Raw genomic sequence first — 18,445 nt, 5'->3', positions numbered from 1 at the left:
ACATGGTGAGCGACGCGCAGGGTCCGGGCGACGGCCGCCGTCCCGTCTTCGCGGCGGAGCGGCGACAGCGGATCCTGGAACTGCTGCGCGCCAACGGCGCCGTCTCGCTGCGTGAGCTGGCGCAGGCGGTGCGCTCCTCGGAGGTCACCGTACGCCGCGACCTCAAGGCCCTGGCCGCCGAGGGCCTGCTCAACCGCCACCACGGCGGCGCGACGCTGCCGGGCGAGCTGACCCGCGAGCCGACCCACTCGCAGAAGGCGCAGGTCGCGGGGGCCGAGAAGCTCGCGATCGCCGACCTCGCCGCCTCCCTGGTCGAGGACGGCGACGCGATCGTGGTCGGCCCCGGCACCACCACCCAGGCGTTCGCCACCCGGCTCGGGCGGCACAACGAGCTCGCCGTGGTCACCAACTCGCTGCCGGTCGCGCAGGCGCTGGCCGCCTTCCCGCGCATCGAGGTGGTGCTCACCGGCGGCACGCTGCGCGGCTCGATCCTCGCGCTGGTCGGCAGCGCCGCCGAGGCGTCCCTGGCCGGGCTGCGGGTGCGGCGCGCGTTCCTCTCCGGCAACGGGCTCACCGCCGAGCGCGGCCTGTCCACGCCGAACATGCAGGTCGCGAGCGTGGACCGGGCGCTGGCGGCGGCGGCCGAGGAGGTCGTCGTGCTCGCCGACCACACCAAGATCGGGCTGGACACGATGGTGCAGACGATCCCCACCGAGCGCATCGACCACCTGGTCACCGACGAGACCGCGCCCGGCGACGTGCTCGACGAGCTCGCCGGACGCGGCGTGCGACTGCATGTGGCCAGACTCTGATCGAATCTGACCTTATCTGTTACCTTAACAGGGTCATTTCGTTACGTTATTGTTTCCAGTCAGGCACACGATCGATCACAGTGAAACGTCTCCTCGGGTGAGGAGGGAGCCTGTGGCCGCCACCCTGCTCGAAGCCGTGGGCATCCTGAAGTCGTTCGGGGAGGTCCGTGCGCTCGACCACGTCTCCCTCGCGGTGCGGGCGGGAGAGGTGCACGCCCTCGTCGGCGGCAACGGAGCCGGCAAATCGACCCTGGTGAAGGTGCTGGCCGGCGTCCACCGCGCGGACCGGGGCGAGTTACGCATCGACGGCCGCCCGATCCGGCTCGCCAACCCGCTCGACGCGCGCAAGGCCGGCATCAGCGCCGTACACCAGGAGATCAACCTGGTGCCGATGATGAGCATCGCGCGCAACCTCTTCCTCGGCCGCGAGCCCCGGCGGTTCGGGCTGATCGACTTCTCGCGCATGAACGATGCCGCCGCGCAGGTCCTCGCCCCCTACGGCCTGCGCGTGGACGTGCGGCGCCCGCTCGGGTCGCTCGGCCCCGGCGCGCGGCAGATGGTCGCGATCGCGCGGGCCGCCGCGGGCGGGGCGCGGGTGATCCTGCTGGACGAGCCCGGCGCGGGGCTGGAGCCCGCCGAGATGGAGACGTTGTTCCAGGTCGTCGACCGGCTGCGGGACGAGGGGCGGGCGATCGTCTACGTCAGCCACCGGCTGGAGGAGCTGTACCGGGCCGCGGACAGGGTGACCGTGCTGCGCGACGGCCGGGTGGTGCGCACCGGCCCGCTGGCCGAGATCGACCAGGTCAGGCTCGTCTCGCTGATGCTGGGCCGGCCGTACCGGCCCGGTCGCGTCCCGCCGGTCCGGTCCGCGCTGGCCGAGCTGGACTTCGACGAGCTGGACCTCGCGGAGTTCGGCGTGACCGAGTCCGGCGGAGGGGAGCCGGGGCTCAAGAACGGCCTGATCGAATCCGGCGCTCCCGGTTACGGCGAGCCCGCGCACGGCCCCCGTGCCGCGAGCGAGCCTGCCGCCGTCGGATCCGGCTCGACCCTGGACCCGGTCGGCACGGTCGGCCCGGTCGGCACGGTCGATTCCGGTCGTGACGAGTCCGCGTTCGCGGCCTCCGGAGAATCCGCCGACAGCGGCGATTTCGCCGACCTGCCGGTGCTGCGGGCGACCGGGCTCACGCGTCGGCGCGTGTTGTCGGGCGTGTCGATCGTGCTGCGCCCCGGGGAGGTCGTCGGCCTCGGCGGTCTGCTCGGCGCGGGCCGCAGCGAGACGGCGCGCGCCATCGCCGGGGCGCTCCCGGTGGACGCCGGGCAGGTCACGGTCGACGGGACGCCGCCGCGCAAGTGGTCGATCCGGGCCGCGATCCGCGCCGGGATCAGCCTGGTGCCGGAGAACCGCAGGACCGAGGGCATCGTGCCGACGCTCTCGGTGCGGGACAACATCGCGCTGGCCGCGCTGACCCGGCTGTCGCGGGCCGGGATCGTGTCCGAGGCCCGGGTGGACAAGGTCGTCTCCGACCTGATGGCGCGACTGCACATCAAGGCGACCTCGCCCCGGCAGCGGGTGGCCGAATTGTCCGGCGGGAACCAGCAGAAGGTGCTGCTCGCCCGCTGGCTGGCGATGCACCCCCGGATCCTGCTGCTGGACGAGCCCACGCGCGGCGTCGATGTCGCCGCGAAGGCCGAGATGCGCTCCCTCATCGACGACCTCGCCGTGGACGGCCTCGCCGTACTGCTGATCTCGTCCGACCCGAGCGAACTGGCCGACAACTGCGACCGTGTCGTGGTGCTGCGCGACGGCGCCGTGGTCGGCGAGCTCACCGGGCTCGACATCACCGAGCAGGGCATCGTCCAGACCATCGCCGAGGCCGCTCCCGCCGGCGCGGCGGGGACCGGGTGAGAGGCCGCACGGCATTTCGCTTCGGCCTGCGCGTCTCCACCGGCACGATCACCATCATCGGCTTCGAGGGCCGCAGCTGAAATCTCTATCCGCCGAACCTTTTCACCGGAAATATCGACTTATGGAAGGAGGCAGCAAGCGTACTCAACAGATGGGTAAGGACCGACATGCCGGTTGATCTGGGGAATACCAAGCCACTTGCCTGGGACTCGGCGGACCTGGACGCGGACACCAGGGCGATGCTCGACAACCTGCAGCCCAACATTCTGCAGCCGCACACCAGGGAGCACCTGTCGGTGCTGTTCGTGCACTTCGGCGACGGCGCCGACGGCAGGCGCTTCCTGCGCAGCCTGGTTCCGCTCATGAAGTCGGCCAGAAAGCACTTGGAGGAGGTGCGCGCGTTCCGTGAATCGGCGACGCCCGGCACCGTGTACGTCGGGGTCGGCATCAGCAAGGCCGGCTACCTCGCGCTCGGTCACGCCACGAACAAGTTCACCGACAACGCGTTCAAATCAGGCATGAAGCGGCGCAAGGACACCCTCAGCGATCCACCCGTCGGGGACTGGGAGATCCCCTACCAGAAGGAGATCCACGCCGTCATCCTGATCGGCGACGCCACCAAGGCCCCGGTCACCGCGGCACGCGCCAAGGTCGTCGAACTGCTGCCCGCGACGGCCGGAATCCTCGGCGAGGAGACCGGTCTCGCGCAGCGCAATCCCGAGGGCAAGGGCATCGAGCACTTCGGGTACGTCGACGGACGCAGCCAGCCGCTGTTCCTCGCGGACCAGGTCGCCGAGGAGAAGGGCGTCAACTGGAATCCGTTCTTCCCGCTCAGCCACATCCTGGCCGCGGACCCGCTGGCACCCAAGCCGGACCAGCACTTCGGCACCTACCTGGTCTTCCGGAAACTGGAACAGAACGTACGGGCGTTCCGCCAGGCCGAAAAGGACCTCGCCGACAGCCTCGGCCTCACCGGGGAGGACAGGGAACGCGCCGGCGCCATGCTCGTCGGCAGGTTCCGCAACGGCACCCCGCTGCGGCTGCACGGCAAGCCCAGTTCGGACGGCTGGCCGACCCAGAACGACTTCAGCTACCGCGACGACCCCGGCGGCAAATGCCCCGTCAGCGCCCACATCCGCAAGACCACCCCTCGGGAGACGAGGGACGGCGGGCTCGAACGCGGCGGCGTCATGATGGCCCGGCGCGGCCAGACCTACGGCACGCGCACCGACAACCCCTGGGACGACGCGCCGCCGGAGACGCGGCCGACCGGTGGGGTGGGCCTGCTGTTCATGGCCTTCAACTCCAGCCTGCAGGACCAGTTCGAGTTCATGCAGCAGGCATGGGCGAATGACCCCGACTTTCCGGAGCCCGGCACCGGCCAGGACCCCATAATCGGTCAAGGCAAGCGAACCGTGGAGGTACGGTTCCCCGAATCCTGGGGCAGCACAAAGCTCAGCCCACCGCAGAAGCAAATTCCCCAGACGGTGACGATGAAGGGCGGCGAGTACTTCTTCATGCCGTCCCTGGCCTACCTCAAGAGCCTCTAAGGTTTGCTCCACACCCGAACTCGGCCAGGCGCTGATGGGCCAGGGTGAAGAAGACCACCGCAAATGGAGGGCAGGGTCCGCAAGGTACCGCCGCCAGTGAACAAGGCGGCCTCGGGCTCGTCCATCAGATGAAGCCCGGGGCCGCGCACCATCTGGTCCAGCACCGTGAAAAGTCGTCGCAGCAGGTCAGCCTTGACCGCAGGCAGATAGTGGTAGCTCGCGAGACGTTCTTCCCGTTCGAGCGCCTCGACCTCGGCCGCCGCCGCATCTGATTACCGTGGTAAAGGCGGGGGAGTTTCGCTTGGACAAGGCCACCTCCGACCGCTTTCACCTGCTCATCGCGCGGGATGAGGCCCTTGAAGCGGGCCACTTCAGAGGCGAGGGCAAGCTGACGCTGATGCCGGGCGTGAGCCTCGGCGAGCACGGCCGCCGAATTCGGTCATGTGGCGATCGAACTTTTTCGGCATAAATGGCGACTTACGGGAGGAGACCTCCGACGAGAGAGGACGGCCATGCCGGTTGATTTGGAGAACACCGAGCCGCTTGCCTGGGATTCGCCTGACCTGGATGAGGACACCAAGGCGATGCTCGATAATCTGCAGCCCAACATCCTGCAGGCGCACGTACGGGACCATATGTCGATCCTGTTCGTACGATTCGGCGACGCCGATGGCGGCAGACGCTTCCTGCGGAGCCTGGTCCCGCTGATGAAGTCGGCAAGGACGCACCTGGAGGAGGTGCGCGGGCACCGTGAGTCGAAGGCCCCCGGCACCGTATACGTCGGCGTCGGGATCAGCAAGGACGGATATCGCGAGCTTGGCTTCGACCCGAAGAAGTTCGATGACGCCCAATTCACGGGAGGCATGAAACGGAGCCGGGACTTCCTCAACGACCCGCCGGCCAGCGAGTGGGAGGAGCACTATCAGGGGGAAATTCACGCCGTCGTGCTGATCGGCGACGCCACCGCGGAGCCGGTCGAGGCCACCCGCGCCAAGGTGCTCGAACTGATGGGCTCGACGGTCAGGCTCCTCGGCGAGGAGACCGGTCTCGGGATGCGCAATCCCGAAGGCAAGGGCATCGAGCACTTCGGGTACGTGGACGGGCGCAGCCAGCCGCTGTTCCTCGCCGATCAGGTGGCGGAGGAGCGCAGCGTCAACTGGAGCCCGTTCTTCCCGCTCAATCACGTCCTGGCCGCCGACCCGCTGGCGCCGAACCCGACCCGGCACTTCGGCTCCTACCTGGTCTTCCGCAAGCTGGAGCAGAACGTGCGGGCGTTCCGCCAGGCCGAGGAGGAGCTCGCCGACGCCCTCGGGCTCACCGGAGCGGACCGGGCACGCGCCGGGGCGATGCTCGTCGGCCGGTTCCGCAACGGCACGCCGCTACGGCTGCACGGCAAGCCCAGCTCGGACGACTGGCCGACGCAAAACGACTTCAACTACGCCAAAGACCCCGGCAACAAGTGCCCCGCCTTCGCCCACATCCGCAAGATGAGCCCCCGTCAGGCGAGGGACACCGGCTCCGAGCACTTCCAAGGCGTGATGATGCCCCGGCGCGGGCAGACGTACGGCACGCGCACCGACAACCCGTGGGACGACGCGCCGCCGGAGACCCGGCCGACCGGCGGGGTGGGCCTGCTGTTCATGGCCTTCAACGGCGCCCTGGGGCAGTTCCTCACCATTCAGGATTGGGCCAACAACCCTGACTTCCCGCAGGACAAGACCGGCCAGGATCCGCTGATCGGTCAGGGCAAGCGCACCATGAAGGTGCAATACCCCGAGACCTGGGACGGCGGCAAGCTCAGCCCGCCGCAGCAGCAGGCACCCCAGACCGTGACGATGAAGGGCGGCGAATTCTTCTTCATGCCGTCCCTGGCCTATCTCAAGAGCCTCTGACCCTTCACCCCACGGCCGAACTCGGCCAGAAGCCGGCGGACGGATGCGGGCGAAGGAAACGCCGGGCAGGCTCTTGGCAACGGCTGTCCCGGCGGCCTTCGCCCGCTTCTCCGATCAGGGCGCGTCGGCGGGGATCGCGGCCGCCCGTGCCTGGGCCTCCAGCTCGCGGCGGAGGTCGTCGGCGGTGTCGGCGGCCAGCGTCGGCCAGAGGCCGCGGTCGGTGTCGCGGGCCGAGTGGCGTCGCCGGGTGGCGTACCAGCCGCTGTTGCCGGCGGGGGTGGGGGCCGATCGCCAGATGTGCCAATCGCGGCCGTAGTCGACGCCGAGCTGGTGCAGCGCCAGGAGTTCGTTGTCGGCTACGCTCACGCCGCCCTCACCGCGTACGCGTGGCGCGGGGGGATCCACGATGGCGCCGAGGCGGCCGAAGGGAGCACCTCGGCCTCGCGCATCTGCTCGCGCAGGCTTTCGGGAGTGGGTGCCTCGACGATCAGGGGCTCGTCGGACGGCCAGTGGGCGATGGCGTAGAAGCGGCGGCGGCCCAGGCCGTACAGAATCGTCCAGGCTCGTTCGATCCGGTCCAGCCGCGCGGCGGCCGAGCGCTGCGCCGCGTCCCACTCGCGACGGCAGTCCTCACTCGGTACGAGCGGCAGGCCCTGGCGGTGCCGTCCGCGCGCTGGTGGATCGTTCCACCATTCGCGCATTCTGATGATCACGTTGGCGTCCTCCTGTCTCTGGCCGGAGCCGGTGATGCCGGGGCTTCCCGCGGTCCGTTCATGTTGTGATGGCTTGATTACTCTGCGTGGGCTACGCTTGGTTAAGGCGAAACCAGCATCGGCTTCAGGAACGGCAAAGTCGGCGGTCTCTGTTGCGGCATCGGCCATTGCCGCAACCGCCGGGTGTTGCCGCGACGGCGGAGGCGACATGACGACGGGGAACGATTTGCGCATTGCGCGGAAGAAAGCGGGTGTTAGTCTGGGATGGATCGCTGAGAGAACCGGATTATCCCGAGGTCATCTCTCGCGCATAGAGCGAGGGGAACGCGATGTCACCCCGTCCATCATCCGCCACTATGAGGTGGCCCTCCAGGGCTTGGCCGCGGTCGTTTCGACTGCGGTTGATTGTGGGGCTGCCGGGGCGCGGGTGGACGGTGAGAGCCGCGGCAAGGAACGCCCTCCTCTCGTATTTGATCGTGACAATGACACCCTGACCGGTGCCGCGTTCGATATGGAGGAGTGGTTGCGGGGAATGGATCGGCGGACTTTCAACGAGATGGCGGTCGGATTGGCCGCTTTGGGGGCGATACCCCAGGTGCCGGACCGCGTCGACATGGCTCATGTCAACTATCTGCGGTCCCGCGTGCAGCAGATCTCCAGCGGCTATAAGTCGACGGGCGGAAACTCCGTTCTGGCCGCCGCCGTCAAGGACTTCGCATGGGCGCGACTGCTGCTGGAGGATTCCGACTACAGCGACGCCAACGGCAGGCAACTGCTCGCGGCGACCGCTGAACTCGGGGCGGTGGCCGGGTGGGCGGCGTACGACGGGGGCAGACAGGAACTCGCCAGGCGCCTGTACGGCGAGGCCGAGTTGCTGGCAGGCAGCGCGGAAAACATCGACGTCAGCGTGTACCTCTACGCGCACCTGTCCCAACAGTCCATGCACCTGGCGGAAAGCACAGGTCGGCCAGGTCTGGTCAGAGAGGCGTTGCGGTTCGCGAACCATGCCGCCGCCCTCGCCCGGCACGAGCCCTCGCCGCGCATGCACGCGCTAACCGCGATACGACAGGCCTACGCACATGCCGCACTCGGTGATAAATCCAGCTTCCGATCCGCCATCGCCACGGCTCGGCGTGAACTCGATCGCGGTCCGCATCCAACAGATCCGGCATGGACCGATTTCGTAACCCATTCCGAGATCACCGGCTACGAAGGGCTCGGCTATCACGCGCTCGCCCGTATCCAGGGTGACCGTATCGATCACGTGCCGGACCTGTACCGCGCGGCTATCGAAGACCCGGCCCGTTCCGCACGTGACCATGTCGCCTACCGTGCCACGCTGGCTATCGCACTCCTGGAGCAGGGAGACACGGAACAGGCGATCAGCGAGGCCACCGCCGTACTCCCGGAAAACTCCAACGTGAAATCGGGCCGAACGCTCCGGGAGTTGCTCTCAATGCGCACCGCGGTCGGACGAATTCCCGCCGCCGAAGAATTCTGCGCGCGCTATGACGCGGCCGTACGCTCCCTGTCCGCCTGACCGAAAGGATTCCGCCCGTGCCCGAACTTCAGTTCCGGCATTACGACGGCGAAGGCGCACAGACCATCCGGGCCACGGTCGAGCTCATTCAACGCGAGGCCTACGCCGACGCCATCGAACGCGGCGACCCGTTCGAAACCGGCGACGTGCCAATGCGCCGCTTCGACGCCTACACCAGACGCCCCGGCTACGACCTCGTCGTGGCCTTCCAGGGTGACGAACCGCTCGGTCAGGCGTGGGGCTGGCCGCTCGACCGCGACACCGCATGGTGGCGCGGCCTGCTGACCGACGTCGAACCCGGCTTCACCGACGAGAACGGCACAAGAACCTTCGCGTTCAGCGAGCTCATGGTCCGCAAGCGGTGGAGCGGCGCGGGCGTCGGCCACGCCCTCCACGACGAACTACTCAAAGGCCGCCCGGAAACCCGCGCGACGCTGCTGGTACGCCCGGAAAACACCCGTGCCTACCGTGCCTACCGCCGCTGGGGCTGGCGCAAAGCCGCCGAACTCCGCCCCGGAGTAGAACACGCCCCCCTGATGGACGTACTGATACTGCCGCTGCCACTCCACCCTTGATCCCCCACGAGCCGACCGGCTCACCAATCGCCGGTTAGGCGGTGGATCAGCGAACTGCTGTTGGGACGGCCGAGTAACCTGATCGAGGTGAGCGAAGTGCCTTACCTCGATCAGAGGCACTTGAAGGAAAGGGGAGGGGCAATGGGCGCTGACTCGCGCCTCTTCGACGCCTTGGGCTTCAGGTGGGATCGCTCATCTGTCAGTCACGACATTCCCGTTCACGACGTCGCTCGTGCGGTTTGGCGATACCAGCGGTCCCTGCCCGAGTTCGTGTGGGACGCCGCGGTCCTCGAAGGCAACCCTTTTACCTACCCAGAGGTGCAGACCCTTATGGAGGGCATCACCGTCGGGGGGCACAAGATCAGCGACGAACGCCAAGTGCTCAACCTCGCTGAGGCCGCCAAGGATCTGATCACCGTGGTGAAGGCAGGGGAGTTTCGCTTGGACAAGGCCACCTCCGACCGCTTTCACCTGCTCATCGCGCGGGATGAGGCCCTTGAAGCGGGCCACTTCAGAGGCGAGGGCAAGCTGACGCTGACGCCGGGCGTGAGCCTCGGCGAGCACGGCCGCTATCTGCCACCGCAGACCGAGCCCGGCGGTGAGAATCTCCGGCGGCTTCACTCCCAGGGCATCGAAGCATTGCGGGAGGAGGTCGACGATCCGTTCGAGCAGGCCATCGCCTACTTCCTGTTCGCCGCCCTGCAGCAGTTCTACTTCGACGGCAACAAGCGGACCGCCCGGAACATGATGAACGGACACCTGATGTCCCACGGCATCGACGCCATCAGCGTCCCCGCCAGCCGTCGCCTGGAATTCAACAGTTCCATGGTCGACTTCTTCCGAAGCAAGGAGGGCACCGGCATGTTCGCCTTCCTGACGTCGTGCCATCCCGACCTGATGTCGTTGTGAGTCGATTGCCGTTGCGGCGCCGGCTATCCGGTGAGCGTCTGGGTGCCGATGACGGCGAGGAGGGCGAGGCGTTCGGCGTCCTCGCTGCCGGGTTCGGCCGTGTAGATCATGATGCGCAGGTCGTTGTCGGCGGCGACGAGTACATCGCAGTCCAGGGTGAGGGCGCCGACGTGGGGGTGGTCGATGGTCTTGCGGGCGGCCTCGTGGCGGCCGACGGCGCCGGAGTCCCAGAGGTCGGCGAACTCGGCGCTGGCGGCGCGCAGTCGGGAGATGAGGCGTCGCAGCCGCTGGTCGGCCGGGTAGAGGCTCGCCGTTCTGCGCAGGTCGGCGACCTGTGCGGCGCGTAGGGCGCCCAGGGATTCGGGGGTGTGGCATACGCGGGTGCCGACGCCGACGAAGTTGCGCCACACGGCGTTGAGGTCGTCGCCGTGCCATTCGCCCATCAGCGCCCTGTACAGGGGATTGGCGAGCAGCAGGGTCCAGGTGGCGTCGAAGACCGCGACGGGGGTGCCGGTGAGCCGGTCCAGCATCCGGTGAACGCTGGGCGTGATGTACGTCGGAACCGTCTTGGGGCCCGGGGGAACAAGTCCGGCGAGCTGGTAAAGGTGGGCGCGTTCGCCGCCGGTGAGCCGCAGCGCGCGGGCAAGGGCCTCGATGACCTGCGCGGAGGGGTTGGCGGCCCGTCCCTGTTCGAGCCGGGTGACGTAGTCGACGGAGATCCCGGCCAACTGGGCCAGTTCCTCGCGCCGCAGCCCGGGTGCGCGCCGGCGGCCGCCCGCGCGGAGGCCCGCGGACTCCGGTGAGACCTGGTCACGCCAGCGCCGCAGGGCCGCGCCGAGTTCTGTCCCTGCCATACGACCAGTGTGGCTCATATGCCCCGAGCCGTACGTGGCACTGCGAGTCCTATGAAGACGGGACCACTACCTGCTCCTGTGCGCCGTCCCCATGATGAAGGCATGGCAGCGACCCCATTCGGGTCACCACGGCCGGGAGCCGAAGAGGTCTCGCGTGAGCCGGGAACAGCGGGGGCACGTACGCACGGCATCCCGGCCGCTGCGGCCGGTCATCGAAAGGAACAGTCGATATGAGCGATCTCGCACTTGTCACGGGGGCCACCTCCGGCATCGGCCGGGCGTTCGCCGAGCGCCTAGCCGCGGACGGATACGACCTGATCATCACCGGCCGGCGGCGGGAGCGGCTCGACGAGTTCGTCGCCGCCCACCCCGAGGTCAAGGTCCGGCCCGTCGTGGCCGACCTGTCCACCGACGCGGGCATCGACGAGGTCGCGGAGATCTGCGCGACCGAGCCGCTGACGATGCTGGTGAACAACGCGGGGGTGGCTCACTACATGCCGCTCGCCGACCTGCCCGCCGAGAAGGCACGTGAAATCGTCAAGGTCAAGGTCCTCGCCCCGACGATGATCACTCGCGCCGCCGTACCGGGCATGCTGGAGCGGCACCAGGGCACGATCGTCAACGTAGCGGGCATGATCGCCTTCAGCGGCCCCGCGCCGAGCGAGGTAATGCCCCGCCGAGTCGTTTACGGCGGCACCCTCGCCTACCTGGTCACCATGTCCCAGACACTCAGCGCCGAACTCGAAGGCACAGGCGTACGGGTGCAGGTCGTCTGCCCGGGTGTGGTCGCCACCGAGTTCCACGAGCGCCAGGGCCTCGACTTGAGCTTCCTGCCCCGAATGAGCGCCCCCGACGTCGTCACCGCGTCCCTACGCGGCCTGGAACTCGGCGAGGTCGTCTGCGCCCCCGGCGTCGAGGACCCCACCCTGCTCGACCGCGTCTTCGCCGCCGAACTGGCCGCCTTCGGCGGCCAGAGCACCGAACTCGCCACCCGCTACCGCACCAACTGAAACGAAGGGCCCCGAAACCACCGCAGGGTTTCGGGCCCGTCGGGCGAGGCGATCGACCGTTATAACGTCGTATTTGACCACCTGCGTGCGGCGGCCCTCAGCCCTCAAGCGACAATCGCGCTGATCAGGAAGGTGGCCGCAGGGAGGACCGCACCATGACCCACCCGAATGCCCAGCCCGAATACGCCGCCTTGGTCTGGCGCCGATCCAGCTACTCCAACACCCAAGGCAATCAATGCGTCGAGATAGCGGCCTTCGGCGAACGCGTCGCCATCCGCGACTCGAAAGACCCGAACAACTCAGTCCTGACCTTCAGTAAGGCTGAGTGGGAGACATTTGTGAGAAGCCAAGCGGGAGCCATCGCCGCCCTCCCGCCCCAGGCCAAGCCGGAGAGATCGACGCAGACGATCAGCTGAAATTGCTGTTTTGCGATAGTTGCCGGACCGGTGCGGCCTTTCATCCTGGGTTAGCGATCTTCCTGGATGGCCTGCAGGACGAAGATGGCCTGAACCGGCGCGGTGCGCGGCAGGGCAACAGCGCAACTTGACCGGTACCTTCCAGGCTTTCGGGGGTGCGGCGGCATGTTCGCCGGCAGCTCGGATATGCCGTGGGCCTGGCCGGCGTTGCCCGGTTCCGCGCACGGTTTGACCGTGGCGTGTGTCACCGGCCTTATCGACGTGTTGACCCTCACCCGGGTGATCATTTCCTGCCGGTGATGGCGGTCAAGGCGCGGTCGGCGGCATCCGTACGCCGTTCGAGGGCCATCGGCTGCGGGTGCGGCAAGGCTTTCTGCTGACTCAGACCTCATCCATTCGAAAAAATCTTCCCTTAAGCCTTCCGATCTGCTTCTCCATTTCCACCTATGTCGCAAATGCTTAGTTCGCATGTTCGACATGAACGCGAGAGAATAGAAGCCGGTCAGCCGACAAGAAGCGAAAGGAAGGTGACCCATGGCCGCCGCCACCGGCCCCGCCACCCCTTCCCCCCGCTCCCCGTCGCACCCCACCTCACCACACTCCACCTCACCGGGCCCCCCTTCCCCTCGCTCCACATCACCGGGCTCTTCGGCGCCGGGCTCCGCCCCTGCCCCGTCCCGCATTCCGAGCGCGCTTTCCATCCGGCCGCCCGATCAAACGGTCCGCCCCCGCGATACCAACGCCCAGACCGCCTCGCAACCCACGCGCCCCGATGCCGCCCCGGCCCGCACCCGTCCGGAGGAAGCCGGCCCCTCTGCCGCCCCGGCCCCTGCCGCCCACTCGGCCCACCCGGCTCATGCAGCCACCGCAGCCGCCGGGGCCACCACGGCCACCACGGACGATGCCTGCGCGGAGGCCCGCGCGGCCACCTCGGAGGATCCCTGCGGGGACGCCCGCGCGGCCGCCTCGAGCGATGCCCGCGAGGATGCCGCAGGCGATGCCTGCGCGGCCGTCTCGGAGGATGCCTGCGGGGACGCGGCGGGCCTTGCCCCGGAGGATGCCGAGTTCATGTCGCCGGGTGCGGGGCTGGCGGTGCTGCTGGAGCGTCTGGCCGGGACCGGCGCCGCGATGGGCACGCTGAAGAACCATGAGCTGATCTCGGTGATGATCGGCTGGCGGCGGCTGACCTCCTGGGCGCAGGCCGCCGAGCTGGAGGCGATCGCCGAGCTGGAGGCGCGTGACCAGGCCCGCTACACCCGTGACGGGGTGATCTGCTCCAGCGACGTCAGCGAGGGCGTCTGCAGCGAGATCTCCCTGGCGCTCACCCTCACCGAGTATTCGGCCGGTGTGCTGCAGGGCCTGGCCTACGCCCTGACCCACGACCTGCCCGCCACCGGCGCGCTGCTGAAGACCGCCGCGATCGACCTGCCCCGCGCCAAGGTGATCGTCACCGGGCTGACCGGCCTGTCGGTGGCGGCGATGCGCAGGGTCGAGGCCGCCGTTCTCCCGCACGCCCCGTCCATGACCACCGGCCGGCTCCGCGCGCTGGTCGCCGACAAGATCGCCGAGCTGGCCCCCGAGGAGGTGGCGGCCAAGGCCAGGGCGGCGCAGAAGGACCGGCGCATGGAGGTGCGTGAGGACGAGCAGGGCACCGCCACGCTGCTGGGGGTGAACCTGCCGCTGATCGCCACCGTCGCCGCCGCCAACCGGATCACCGCGCTGGCCAGGGCGTTCAAGAACAACGGCGACCCGCGCACCATGGACCAGCTGCGCGCCGACGTGCTGCTGATGTGCATGCTGGGCCTGATCCCCGGCCGTAACAGCCCCACCCCCACCCCCGTCACCGACTCCGCCGCCCCCGCCACCCCTGGTGGCCCTGGTGCCCCGGCCTCTTCGCCCGGCGGCGGCGCACCGGCCCCGGCCGCCCCGGACCCGTCGGCGCGGCGACCGGACACGCCACAACCGGACACGCCAGAACCGGATGGATCGAAACCGGATGGGCCGGAACCGTCCACGCCGCGCCCGCGCGTCCCACACCCGCGCGTCGCGCACCCGTCCGCACCGCACCCGGGTGTCCCGCACCCGTCCGCGCCTGACTCGGCCGCGTCAAACCCGTCGGTGCGGCGACCGGACACGCCACAACCGGACGGATCGGAACCGTCCACGCCGCGCCCTGGTGTCCCGAACCCGCCCGTGCCGGAACCGGCCACGCCGCAATCGGACATGCCTCAAGCGGACATGCCGGAACCGGTTCGGCCGGAACCGTCCGCGCCACACCCGGCCACGCCGGAACCCGGCATGCCGGAACCGAATGGGCCGGAACCCTCCACGCCGCGCCCGCGCGTTGCGCACCCGTCCGCGCCGCATCCGGGTGTGCCGCGGGGGGCCGGACCTGAGCCCGGGGGCTCCGGCTGCGCCTCCCGTGAGGCTTCTGTGCCGGAGACGGCCCTGCCCGAGGCCGCCTCGCCCGAGGCTGATCCGTCCACCACCGCCCAGCCCGAGGCTGAGGGGTCCGAGGCTGAGGGGTCCAAGGCCGCGGGGCCGGATCACAACCGCGGCCCGCATCAGCCCGCCCATGGTCAGGAGTCTGCGGCGGATCGCGAGCCCGCGCCGCGTCGGCCCGCCCCCGAGCACGAGCCCGCCCCGGACAACCGGTCCGCGCGACGGGACGCCGCCGCGCGGCTTGCGGCCCGGCTCTTCCGCAGGCCGCGACGGGACGCCGCCGCGCGGGCTGCGGGAGAACCGGCCGGTTGCCGCCGCGTCATGATCGATGAGTCGTGGCCGCAGACGCCCTCGCGGGAGTGGGCGCCCGAGGCCGCCTACGCCGATATCACCCCCGACGCCACCCACCCCGACGTCCCCGGCCCCGGCACCGCTCACCCCGGTGCCGCGCATCCCGGTGCCGCGCATCCCGGTGTTCCCGGCCCCGGCACCGCTCACCCCGGTGCCGCGCATCCCGGTGCCGCGCATCCCGGTGTTCCCGGCCCCGGCACCGCTCACCCCGGTGCCGCGCATCCCGGTGCCGCGCATCCCGGTGTTCCCGGTCCCGGCCGCTCGGCAGGCTGCTCGGATACCCCGGCCGAGACCTCTCACCCCACCCGCGATCCTCTGCACGGCCGCCAAGACGACGGCCCCTGGGACGACGACGGCTGGGACGACGACTCCTGGGACGATGGCTGGGAGGATTGGGACGAGCAGGACGGGGCCCCGGTCCCACCGTGGCTGACGCGTGCCGCCACCGAGCATCTGGGCGCGCCGCACCTGACGGTCAGCCTGGCCACCCTGGTGCGCCTCAGCCAGGCCCCCGCCCGGCTCGGCCCCTACGCACCCCTGGTCGCCGGGATCGCCCGCCAGATCGCCGACAAGCAGATCGCCACCGGCGTCAAGGTGTGCTGGACCGTCACCGACAGCACCGGGGAGGCCGTCCACCACGGCCAGATGCGCTACCGCCCCGGCGAGGTCATGCGGCGGCTGGTCCAGGCCCGCGACCAGACCTGCCGCTTCCCCACCTGCCGCCGCCCCGCCACCGGCTGCGATCTCGATCACACCCTGCCCTACGACGAAAAGGGCCCCACCTGCCCATGCAACCTCGCCGCGTTGTGCCGCCGGCACCACCGCTTGAAAGTGACCGATGGGTGGAAACTCACCCAGCCCAGCCCTGGCACCCTGGTGTGGGAAACCCCCGCCAAACGCACCCACACCGTCCGCCCCGACCGCTACCCCCTATGACAACCCAGGGGGCAACACCCCCCACCCCCCAGCAACGCGGCGAGGACGCCGGACGAGGCCCTGGCCACCGACCGGTACCGCTACACACGCCGGTCCGGCTGCCCGCCCCGGCTGCCGGTTGACCAGCTTCACGTATCGCCCTGAGGTGACTGCGGGAAGCAAGTTCAGTGCGATCCGGCTTGCCTCGATCGCCCGATCGAGATCATCCGCCCGTACGTAGGCGAGCCCAAGCCACGCCGAATGGCGAAGCACAAGGAGGAGTTCGGGCTCACCGCCTACTCCTTCGTCAGCTTCAGCACCTACGGCAAGAAGGGCACGCTCCCCAGAATCGCTTTCGAGCGGGCTCCGGGGCACAGCCATCTCTACGGCAAACGACCCTCGTCCTCGCCGCCGAGCAAGCGCCGGTTCGTTTGCGGGTCCGCACATGTTGACCCAGCTGGTCTGTGTCCGCTGCGGCCGTCCGCCCAGGTAAAACCTGCCGGGATCCCGCCGCCACCAAGAAATCTTGGTCCGGGAGTTCATAACAGGGGCTTGTCCAGACTCCTCCTTTACGACGATGGGCTCATCCCGGGCCCGCGATTACCGGAGAGGGACAGACATGGACATGGCCATGGACATGGCCACCGTGGTGGTCGTCATTGTCTCGATCGCCACAGCCAAAGGGTGCGCGGCGCTGGGACTGTGGCTGCGCTGGCGAGTACGCCAGGAACAGGCCAAAGGCGCGCCCCTCATCCGTGTGGCCGAGGCACTCGCCCAAGGCGGCGGCCGGTTGGAATGGGACGAACAGCGAAGCCGAGGACATCGCCTCCAAGTGAGGATTACCCGAGCCCCGGCGGGGATGAAGGACAGTGCGGCATGAGTGATCTTGACCGGTCCGACGCCAGTTCCCCTGAGGCCGACATTGGCTTCGTCCGCCAAGGCGTGCTCGGCGGACGGCGCAGCGCCGCACAAATGAAGGTGGACGAGGAGTTCGCGTCGTTTTATCGCTCCACCATCCGCCAGCTGATCGCCTTCCTGCTCAACCAGGGTGCCGCACTACCCCTGGCCGTCGACATCGCTCAGGACGCGATGATCGAGGCGTATCGGCGCTGGATGGAGATAGGCCATCCACGGGCTTATGTGCACACCGTGGCCTCCCGCGCGCTGGTCCGCAAAGTCGCCGACGTCCGCGAGGAACCAGCCGAACAGACACCCGAGCCGACCGCGCTGCTGCCCTGCCCGGACGCCGCCGCAGGTTGGGAGCTGCGGCACGACATGCTGCCGCTGCTACGCAGCCTGCCGCCCCGGCAGCGCCAGGTCCTGGCCTGGACACTCAACGGCTTCACCCCCGCCGAGATCGCCCGAACTGCTGCGGATGACCCCCAATGCGGTCAGCGCCAGCCTGAAGAAGGCCCGCCGCGCCGCCGCAAAGTACCTCACGACCATCGGATATCTCACCAGCGACGAGGCAGGAGGGCAGGAGCAGTGACCACCCACCACCGGCCTCACCACGACCACAGCACTATCGGCCGTCGGCTCGATGAGCACCAGAGCGGTCTGGTCGACGACCTCGGGGCTGTCCTGGATATCGACGCAGGCCTGCGCGAGATCCTGCTCCAGTCCCGTCACACCGCCCTGGTCGACGACCTTGGCGCTATCTTGGACGTCGACGCTGGCCTGGCCGCCATCCTGCCCGCCCCGGTCCCACCCGCACCGATTGCCCAGCCGAGACCAGACACAACGGTGCAGGACCAGTCAACCGCCGAGCAATTCCTCCAGTCGGTCAGCCCACAAGATCGCCTGATGCTACGCGGCCACCCCGACGTCGAAGCAGCATCCCAGAGCCTCACCCGCGCCTGGGACCTCGCTGGCGTTCTCGACTGTGCTCTCCATCTTGCCCGCAGGCTCGGCAGGGTGCCCGGCTCCAGTCCGGCCCGCGAGCTCGCCCGGGGTCACAACCCTAGTCTCGCCAGGGATCTGTCTATCAGCCTCGACCTCGCCCGCGACCTCGCCCGTGAACTCGCCTTCGATCTCGACCGCGGCCGTGATTGTGACCTCGCCCGCGACATCGTCCACAATCTGATCCGGCACCTGCACCTCGATGACACCAGCCTCCTCGCCTACAAAGTGGACTGTGAGCTTGCCCTCGCACACGACCTCATTGAGGTTTGCCGGCACCGGATTTGGAAGTCCGTCGGTGTAGTGCTAGGCCGAGATGTACCAGTACTTGACGAGTGGGTGTTGTGGGAGTTCCTGGACGATTTCACCACCTCCGATCTTCGTACCGTTGTCCTGACCGGTGTTGACCTCACCGGCGTGCGCTGGTCCGAGCGAGGGACGCTGTGGCCCGAAGACGTGGACGTCGAAGATCTCAAGGCTCGCTCGGAGGAGACTCCGCAAGGCAGTGGGATCTACGTCATCCGGTCGGGCTCGGCGACCGTACGCGACCTAGCCAATCTGAGATAGGCCCGGTGATCGGCGGGCTGCTACGGAGGGAACCCGGCTGCGCGTTCGGGCTCAGCGGATAACACTCTGGCCATGGCCGTTGACCGATTCGTCG

The 18,445-nt window shown here is 69.0% G+C and carries 18 protein-coding genes and 2 pseudogenes; 16 read left to right on the top strand and 4 right to left on the bottom strand.

The genetic code is table 11. The features are described from left to right. Positions 1 to 2: 2 nt before the first annotated feature. The 6 genes from AB0K60_RS25780 to AB0K60_RS25755 all read left to right on the top strand — a co-directional run bounded on the left by AB0K60_RS25780 (position 3) and on the right by AB0K60_RS25755 (position 6,160). On the top strand, positions 3 to 812 hold the full coding sequence (locus AB0K60_RS25780) for a DeoR/GlpR family DNA-binding transcription regulator (protein ID WP_364060306.1): 810 nt from the start codon (positions 3 to 5) through the stop codon (positions 810 to 812). Between the two features lie 112 nt (positions 813 to 924). Next, positions 925 to 2,718 (top strand): sugar ABC transporter ATP-binding protein, encoded by a 1,794-nt coding sequence (locus AB0K60_RS25775; RefSeq protein WP_364060049.1) that lies wholly within the window; start codon positions 925 to 927, stop codon positions 2,716 to 2,718. A gap of 167 nt (positions 2,719 to 2,885) precedes the next feature. Further along, positions 2,886 to 4,268 carry a hypothetical protein gene (locus AB0K60_RS25770; protein WP_364060046.1) on the top strand — a complete coding sequence of 461 codons (1,383 nt, stop codon included), beginning with the start codon at positions 2,886 to 2,888 and terminating at the stop codon, positions 4,266 to 4,268. A 44-nt stretch (positions 4,269 to 4,312) separates the two neighbouring features. Next, positions 4,313 to 4,540: a hypothetical protein gene (locus AB0K60_RS25765; protein ID WP_364060043.1), complete on the top strand. Its 228-nt coding sequence runs from the start codon at positions 4,313 to 4,315 to the stop codon at positions 4,538 to 4,540. Positions 4,541 to 4,569: 29 nt separating this feature from the next. Continuing rightward, entirely contained in the window at positions 4,570 to 4,737 is a 168-nt protein-coding gene (locus AB0K60_RS25760; protein WP_364060040.1) for a hypothetical protein, read from the top strand. Between the two features lie 43 nt (positions 4,738 to 4,780). Next, entirely contained in the window at positions 4,781 to 6,160 is a 1,380-nt protein-coding gene (locus AB0K60_RS25755) for a hypothetical protein (protein ID WP_364060037.1), read from the top strand. A gap of 114 nt (positions 6,161 to 6,274) precedes the next feature. On the opposite strand, the gene AB0K60_RS25750 is transcribed toward AB0K60_RS25755, so the two are convergent. Together AB0K60_RS25750 and AB0K60_RS25745 are read right to left on the bottom strand one after the other, a co-directional pair. Further along, the gene (locus tag AB0K60_RS25750) at positions 6,275 to 6,526 is read right to left on the bottom strand and encodes a hypothetical protein (protein ID WP_364060034.1); all 252 of its coding nucleotides are present in this window, start codon (positions 6,524 to 6,526) and stop codon (positions 6,275 to 6,277) included. After that, positions 6,523 to 7,107 carry a hypothetical protein gene (locus tag AB0K60_RS25745; protein ID WP_364060031.1) on the bottom strand — a complete coding sequence of 195 codons (585 nt, stop codon included), beginning with the start codon at positions 7,105 to 7,107 and terminating at the stop codon, positions 6,523 to 6,525. The genes AB0K60_RS25750 and AB0K60_RS25745 overlap by 4 nt, the downstream gene beginning before the upstream one ends. Here AB0K60_RS25745 and AB0K60_RS25740 point away from each other — a divergent pair. The 4 genes and pseudogenes from AB0K60_RS25740 to AB0K60_RS25725 all read left to right on the top strand — a co-directional run. After that, positions 7,082 to 7,165 (top strand): annotated as a pseudogene (locus tag AB0K60_RS25740) (hypothetical protein); the annotation flags it as partial. The gene AB0K60_RS25745 and the pseudogene AB0K60_RS25740 overlap by 26 nt on opposite strands. A gap of 135 nt (positions 7,166 to 7,300) precedes the next feature. Next, complete coding sequence (locus AB0K60_RS25735) at positions 7,301 to 8,413, top strand: hypothetical protein (protein WP_364060312.1); 1,113 nt, start codon at positions 7,301 to 7,303, stop codon at positions 8,411 to 8,413. A 17-nt stretch (positions 8,414 to 8,430) separates the two neighbouring features. Then, complete coding sequence (locus tag AB0K60_RS25730) at positions 8,431 to 8,988, top strand: GNAT family N-acetyltransferase (protein ID WP_364060028.1); 558 nt, start codon at positions 8,431 to 8,433, stop codon at positions 8,986 to 8,988. A gap of 87 nt (positions 8,989 to 9,075) precedes the next feature. After that, positions 9,076 to 9,897, top strand: coding sequence for a hypothetical protein (locus AB0K60_RS25725; protein WP_364060025.1), 822 nt, complete (start codon positions 9,076 to 9,078; stop codon positions 9,895 to 9,897). Positions 9,898 to 9,920: 23 nt separating this feature from the next. Here the strand turns inward: AB0K60_RS25725 and AB0K60_RS25720 are convergent, their stop codons facing one another. After that, positions 9,921 to 10,751, bottom strand: coding sequence for a helix-turn-helix transcriptional regulator (locus AB0K60_RS25720; protein ID WP_364060022.1), 831 nt, complete (start codon positions 10,749 to 10,751; stop codon positions 9,921 to 9,923). A gap of 230 nt (positions 10,752 to 10,981) precedes the next feature. Here AB0K60_RS25720 and AB0K60_RS25715 point away from each other — a divergent pair, with 230 nt between their 5' ends. Together AB0K60_RS25715 and AB0K60_RS25710 are read left to right on the top strand one after the other, a co-directional pair. After that, positions 10,982 to 11,761: an SDR family NAD(P)-dependent oxidoreductase gene (locus AB0K60_RS25715; RefSeq protein ID WP_364060019.1), complete on the top strand. Its 780-nt coding sequence runs from the start codon at positions 10,982 to 10,984 to the stop codon at positions 11,759 to 11,761. A 155-nt stretch (positions 11,762 to 11,916) separates the two neighbouring features. Further along, on the top strand, positions 11,917 to 12,177 hold the full coding sequence (locus AB0K60_RS25710) for a DUF397 domain-containing protein (protein ID WP_364060016.1): 261 nt from the start codon (positions 11,917 to 11,919) through the stop codon (positions 12,175 to 12,177). A gap of 50 nt (positions 12,178 to 12,227) precedes the next feature. Here AB0K60_RS25710 and AB0K60_RS25705 read toward each other — a convergent pair. Beyond that, a pseudogene (locus tag AB0K60_RS25705) lies at positions 12,228 to 12,363 on the bottom strand (IS5/IS1182 family transposase); the annotation flags it as partial. On the opposite strand from AB0K60_RS25705, the gene AB0K60_RS25700 reads away from it, so the two are divergent. From AB0K60_RS25700 to AB0K60_RS25685, 4 genes are all read left to right on the top strand, one after another. Next, the gene (locus AB0K60_RS25700) at positions 12,343 to 12,477 is read left to right on the top strand and encodes a hypothetical protein (protein WP_364060309.1); all 135 of its coding nucleotides are present in this window, start codon (positions 12,343 to 12,345) and stop codon (positions 12,475 to 12,477) included. The pseudogene AB0K60_RS25705 and the gene AB0K60_RS25700 sit on opposite strands and share 21 nt — an antisense overlap. Positions 12,478 to 13,245: 768 nt before the next feature. Further along, complete coding sequence (locus AB0K60_RS25695; RefSeq protein WP_364060013.1) at positions 13,246 to 15,906, top strand: DUF222 domain-containing protein; 2,661 nt, start codon at positions 13,246 to 13,248, stop codon at positions 15,904 to 15,906. 598 nt (positions 15,907 to 16,504) lie between these two features. Then, complete coding sequence (locus tag AB0K60_RS25690; protein ID WP_364060010.1) at positions 16,505 to 16,765, top strand: hypothetical protein; 261 nt, start codon at positions 16,505 to 16,507, stop codon at positions 16,763 to 16,765. Further along, positions 16,762 to 18,351 (top strand): sigma-70 family RNA polymerase sigma factor, encoded by a 1,590-nt coding sequence (locus tag AB0K60_RS25685; protein WP_364060007.1) that lies wholly within the window; start codon positions 16,762 to 16,764, stop codon positions 18,349 to 18,351. Before AB0K60_RS25690 ends, AB0K60_RS25685 begins: the two co-directional genes overlap by 4 nt. The last annotated feature ends 94 nt before the right edge of the window (positions 18,352 to 18,445 follow it).

It is taken from the genome of Thermopolyspora sp. NPDC052614 (genome assembly GCF_040678635.1).
Classification (GTDB): domain Bacteria; phylum Actinomycetota; class Actinomycetes; order Streptosporangiales; family Streptosporangiaceae; genus Thermopolyspora.
Note: the sequence above shows the minus strand (reverse complement) of the source record. Positions and strands in the feature narration are given on the sequence as shown.

Excerpts from the sequence above, each read along its gene's own strand:
- AB0K60_RS25685 (WP_364060007.1), top strand. The coding sequence starts at position 16,762 with ATGAGTGATCTTGACCGGTCCGACGCCAGTTCCCCTGAGGCCGACATT.
- AB0K60_RS25690 (WP_364060010.1), top strand. The coding sequence starts at position 16,505 with ATGGACATGGCCATGGACATGGCCACCGTGGTGGTCGTCATTGTCTCG.
- AB0K60_RS25780 (WP_364060306.1), top strand. The coding sequence starts at position 3 with ATGGTGAGCGACGCGCAGGGTCCGGGCGACGGCCGCCGTCCCGTCTTC.
- AB0K60_RS25700 (WP_364060309.1), top strand. The coding sequence starts at position 12,343 with ATGTTCGCCGGCAGCTCGGATATGCCGTGGGCCTGGCCGGCGTTGCCC.
- AB0K60_RS25745 (WP_364060031.1), bottom strand. The coding sequence starts at position 7,107 with ATGCGCAAATCGTTCCCCGTCGTCATGTCGCCTCCGCCGTCGCGGCAA.
- AB0K60_RS25755 (WP_364060037.1), top strand. The coding sequence starts at position 4,781 with ATGCCGGTTGATTTGGAGAACACCGAGCCGCTTGCCTGGGATTCGCCT.
- AB0K60_RS25710 (WP_364060016.1), top strand. The coding sequence starts at position 11,917 with ATGACCCACCCGAATGCCCAGCCCGAATACGCCGCCTTGGTCTGGCGC.
- AB0K60_RS25715 (WP_364060019.1), top strand. The coding sequence starts at position 10,982 with ATGAGCGATCTCGCACTTGTCACGGGGGCCACCTCCGGCATCGGCCGG.
- AB0K60_RS25770 (WP_364060046.1), top strand. The coding sequence starts at position 2,886 with ATGCCGGTTGATCTGGGGAATACCAAGCCACTTGCCTGGGACTCGGCG.
- AB0K60_RS25695 (WP_364060013.1), top strand. The coding sequence starts at position 13,246 with ATGTCGCCGGGTGCGGGGCTGGCGGTGCTGCTGGAGCGTCTGGCCGGG.
- AB0K60_RS25720 (WP_364060022.1), bottom strand. The coding sequence starts at position 10,751 with ATGGCAGGGACAGAACTCGGCGCGGCCCTGCGGCGCTGGCGTGACCAG.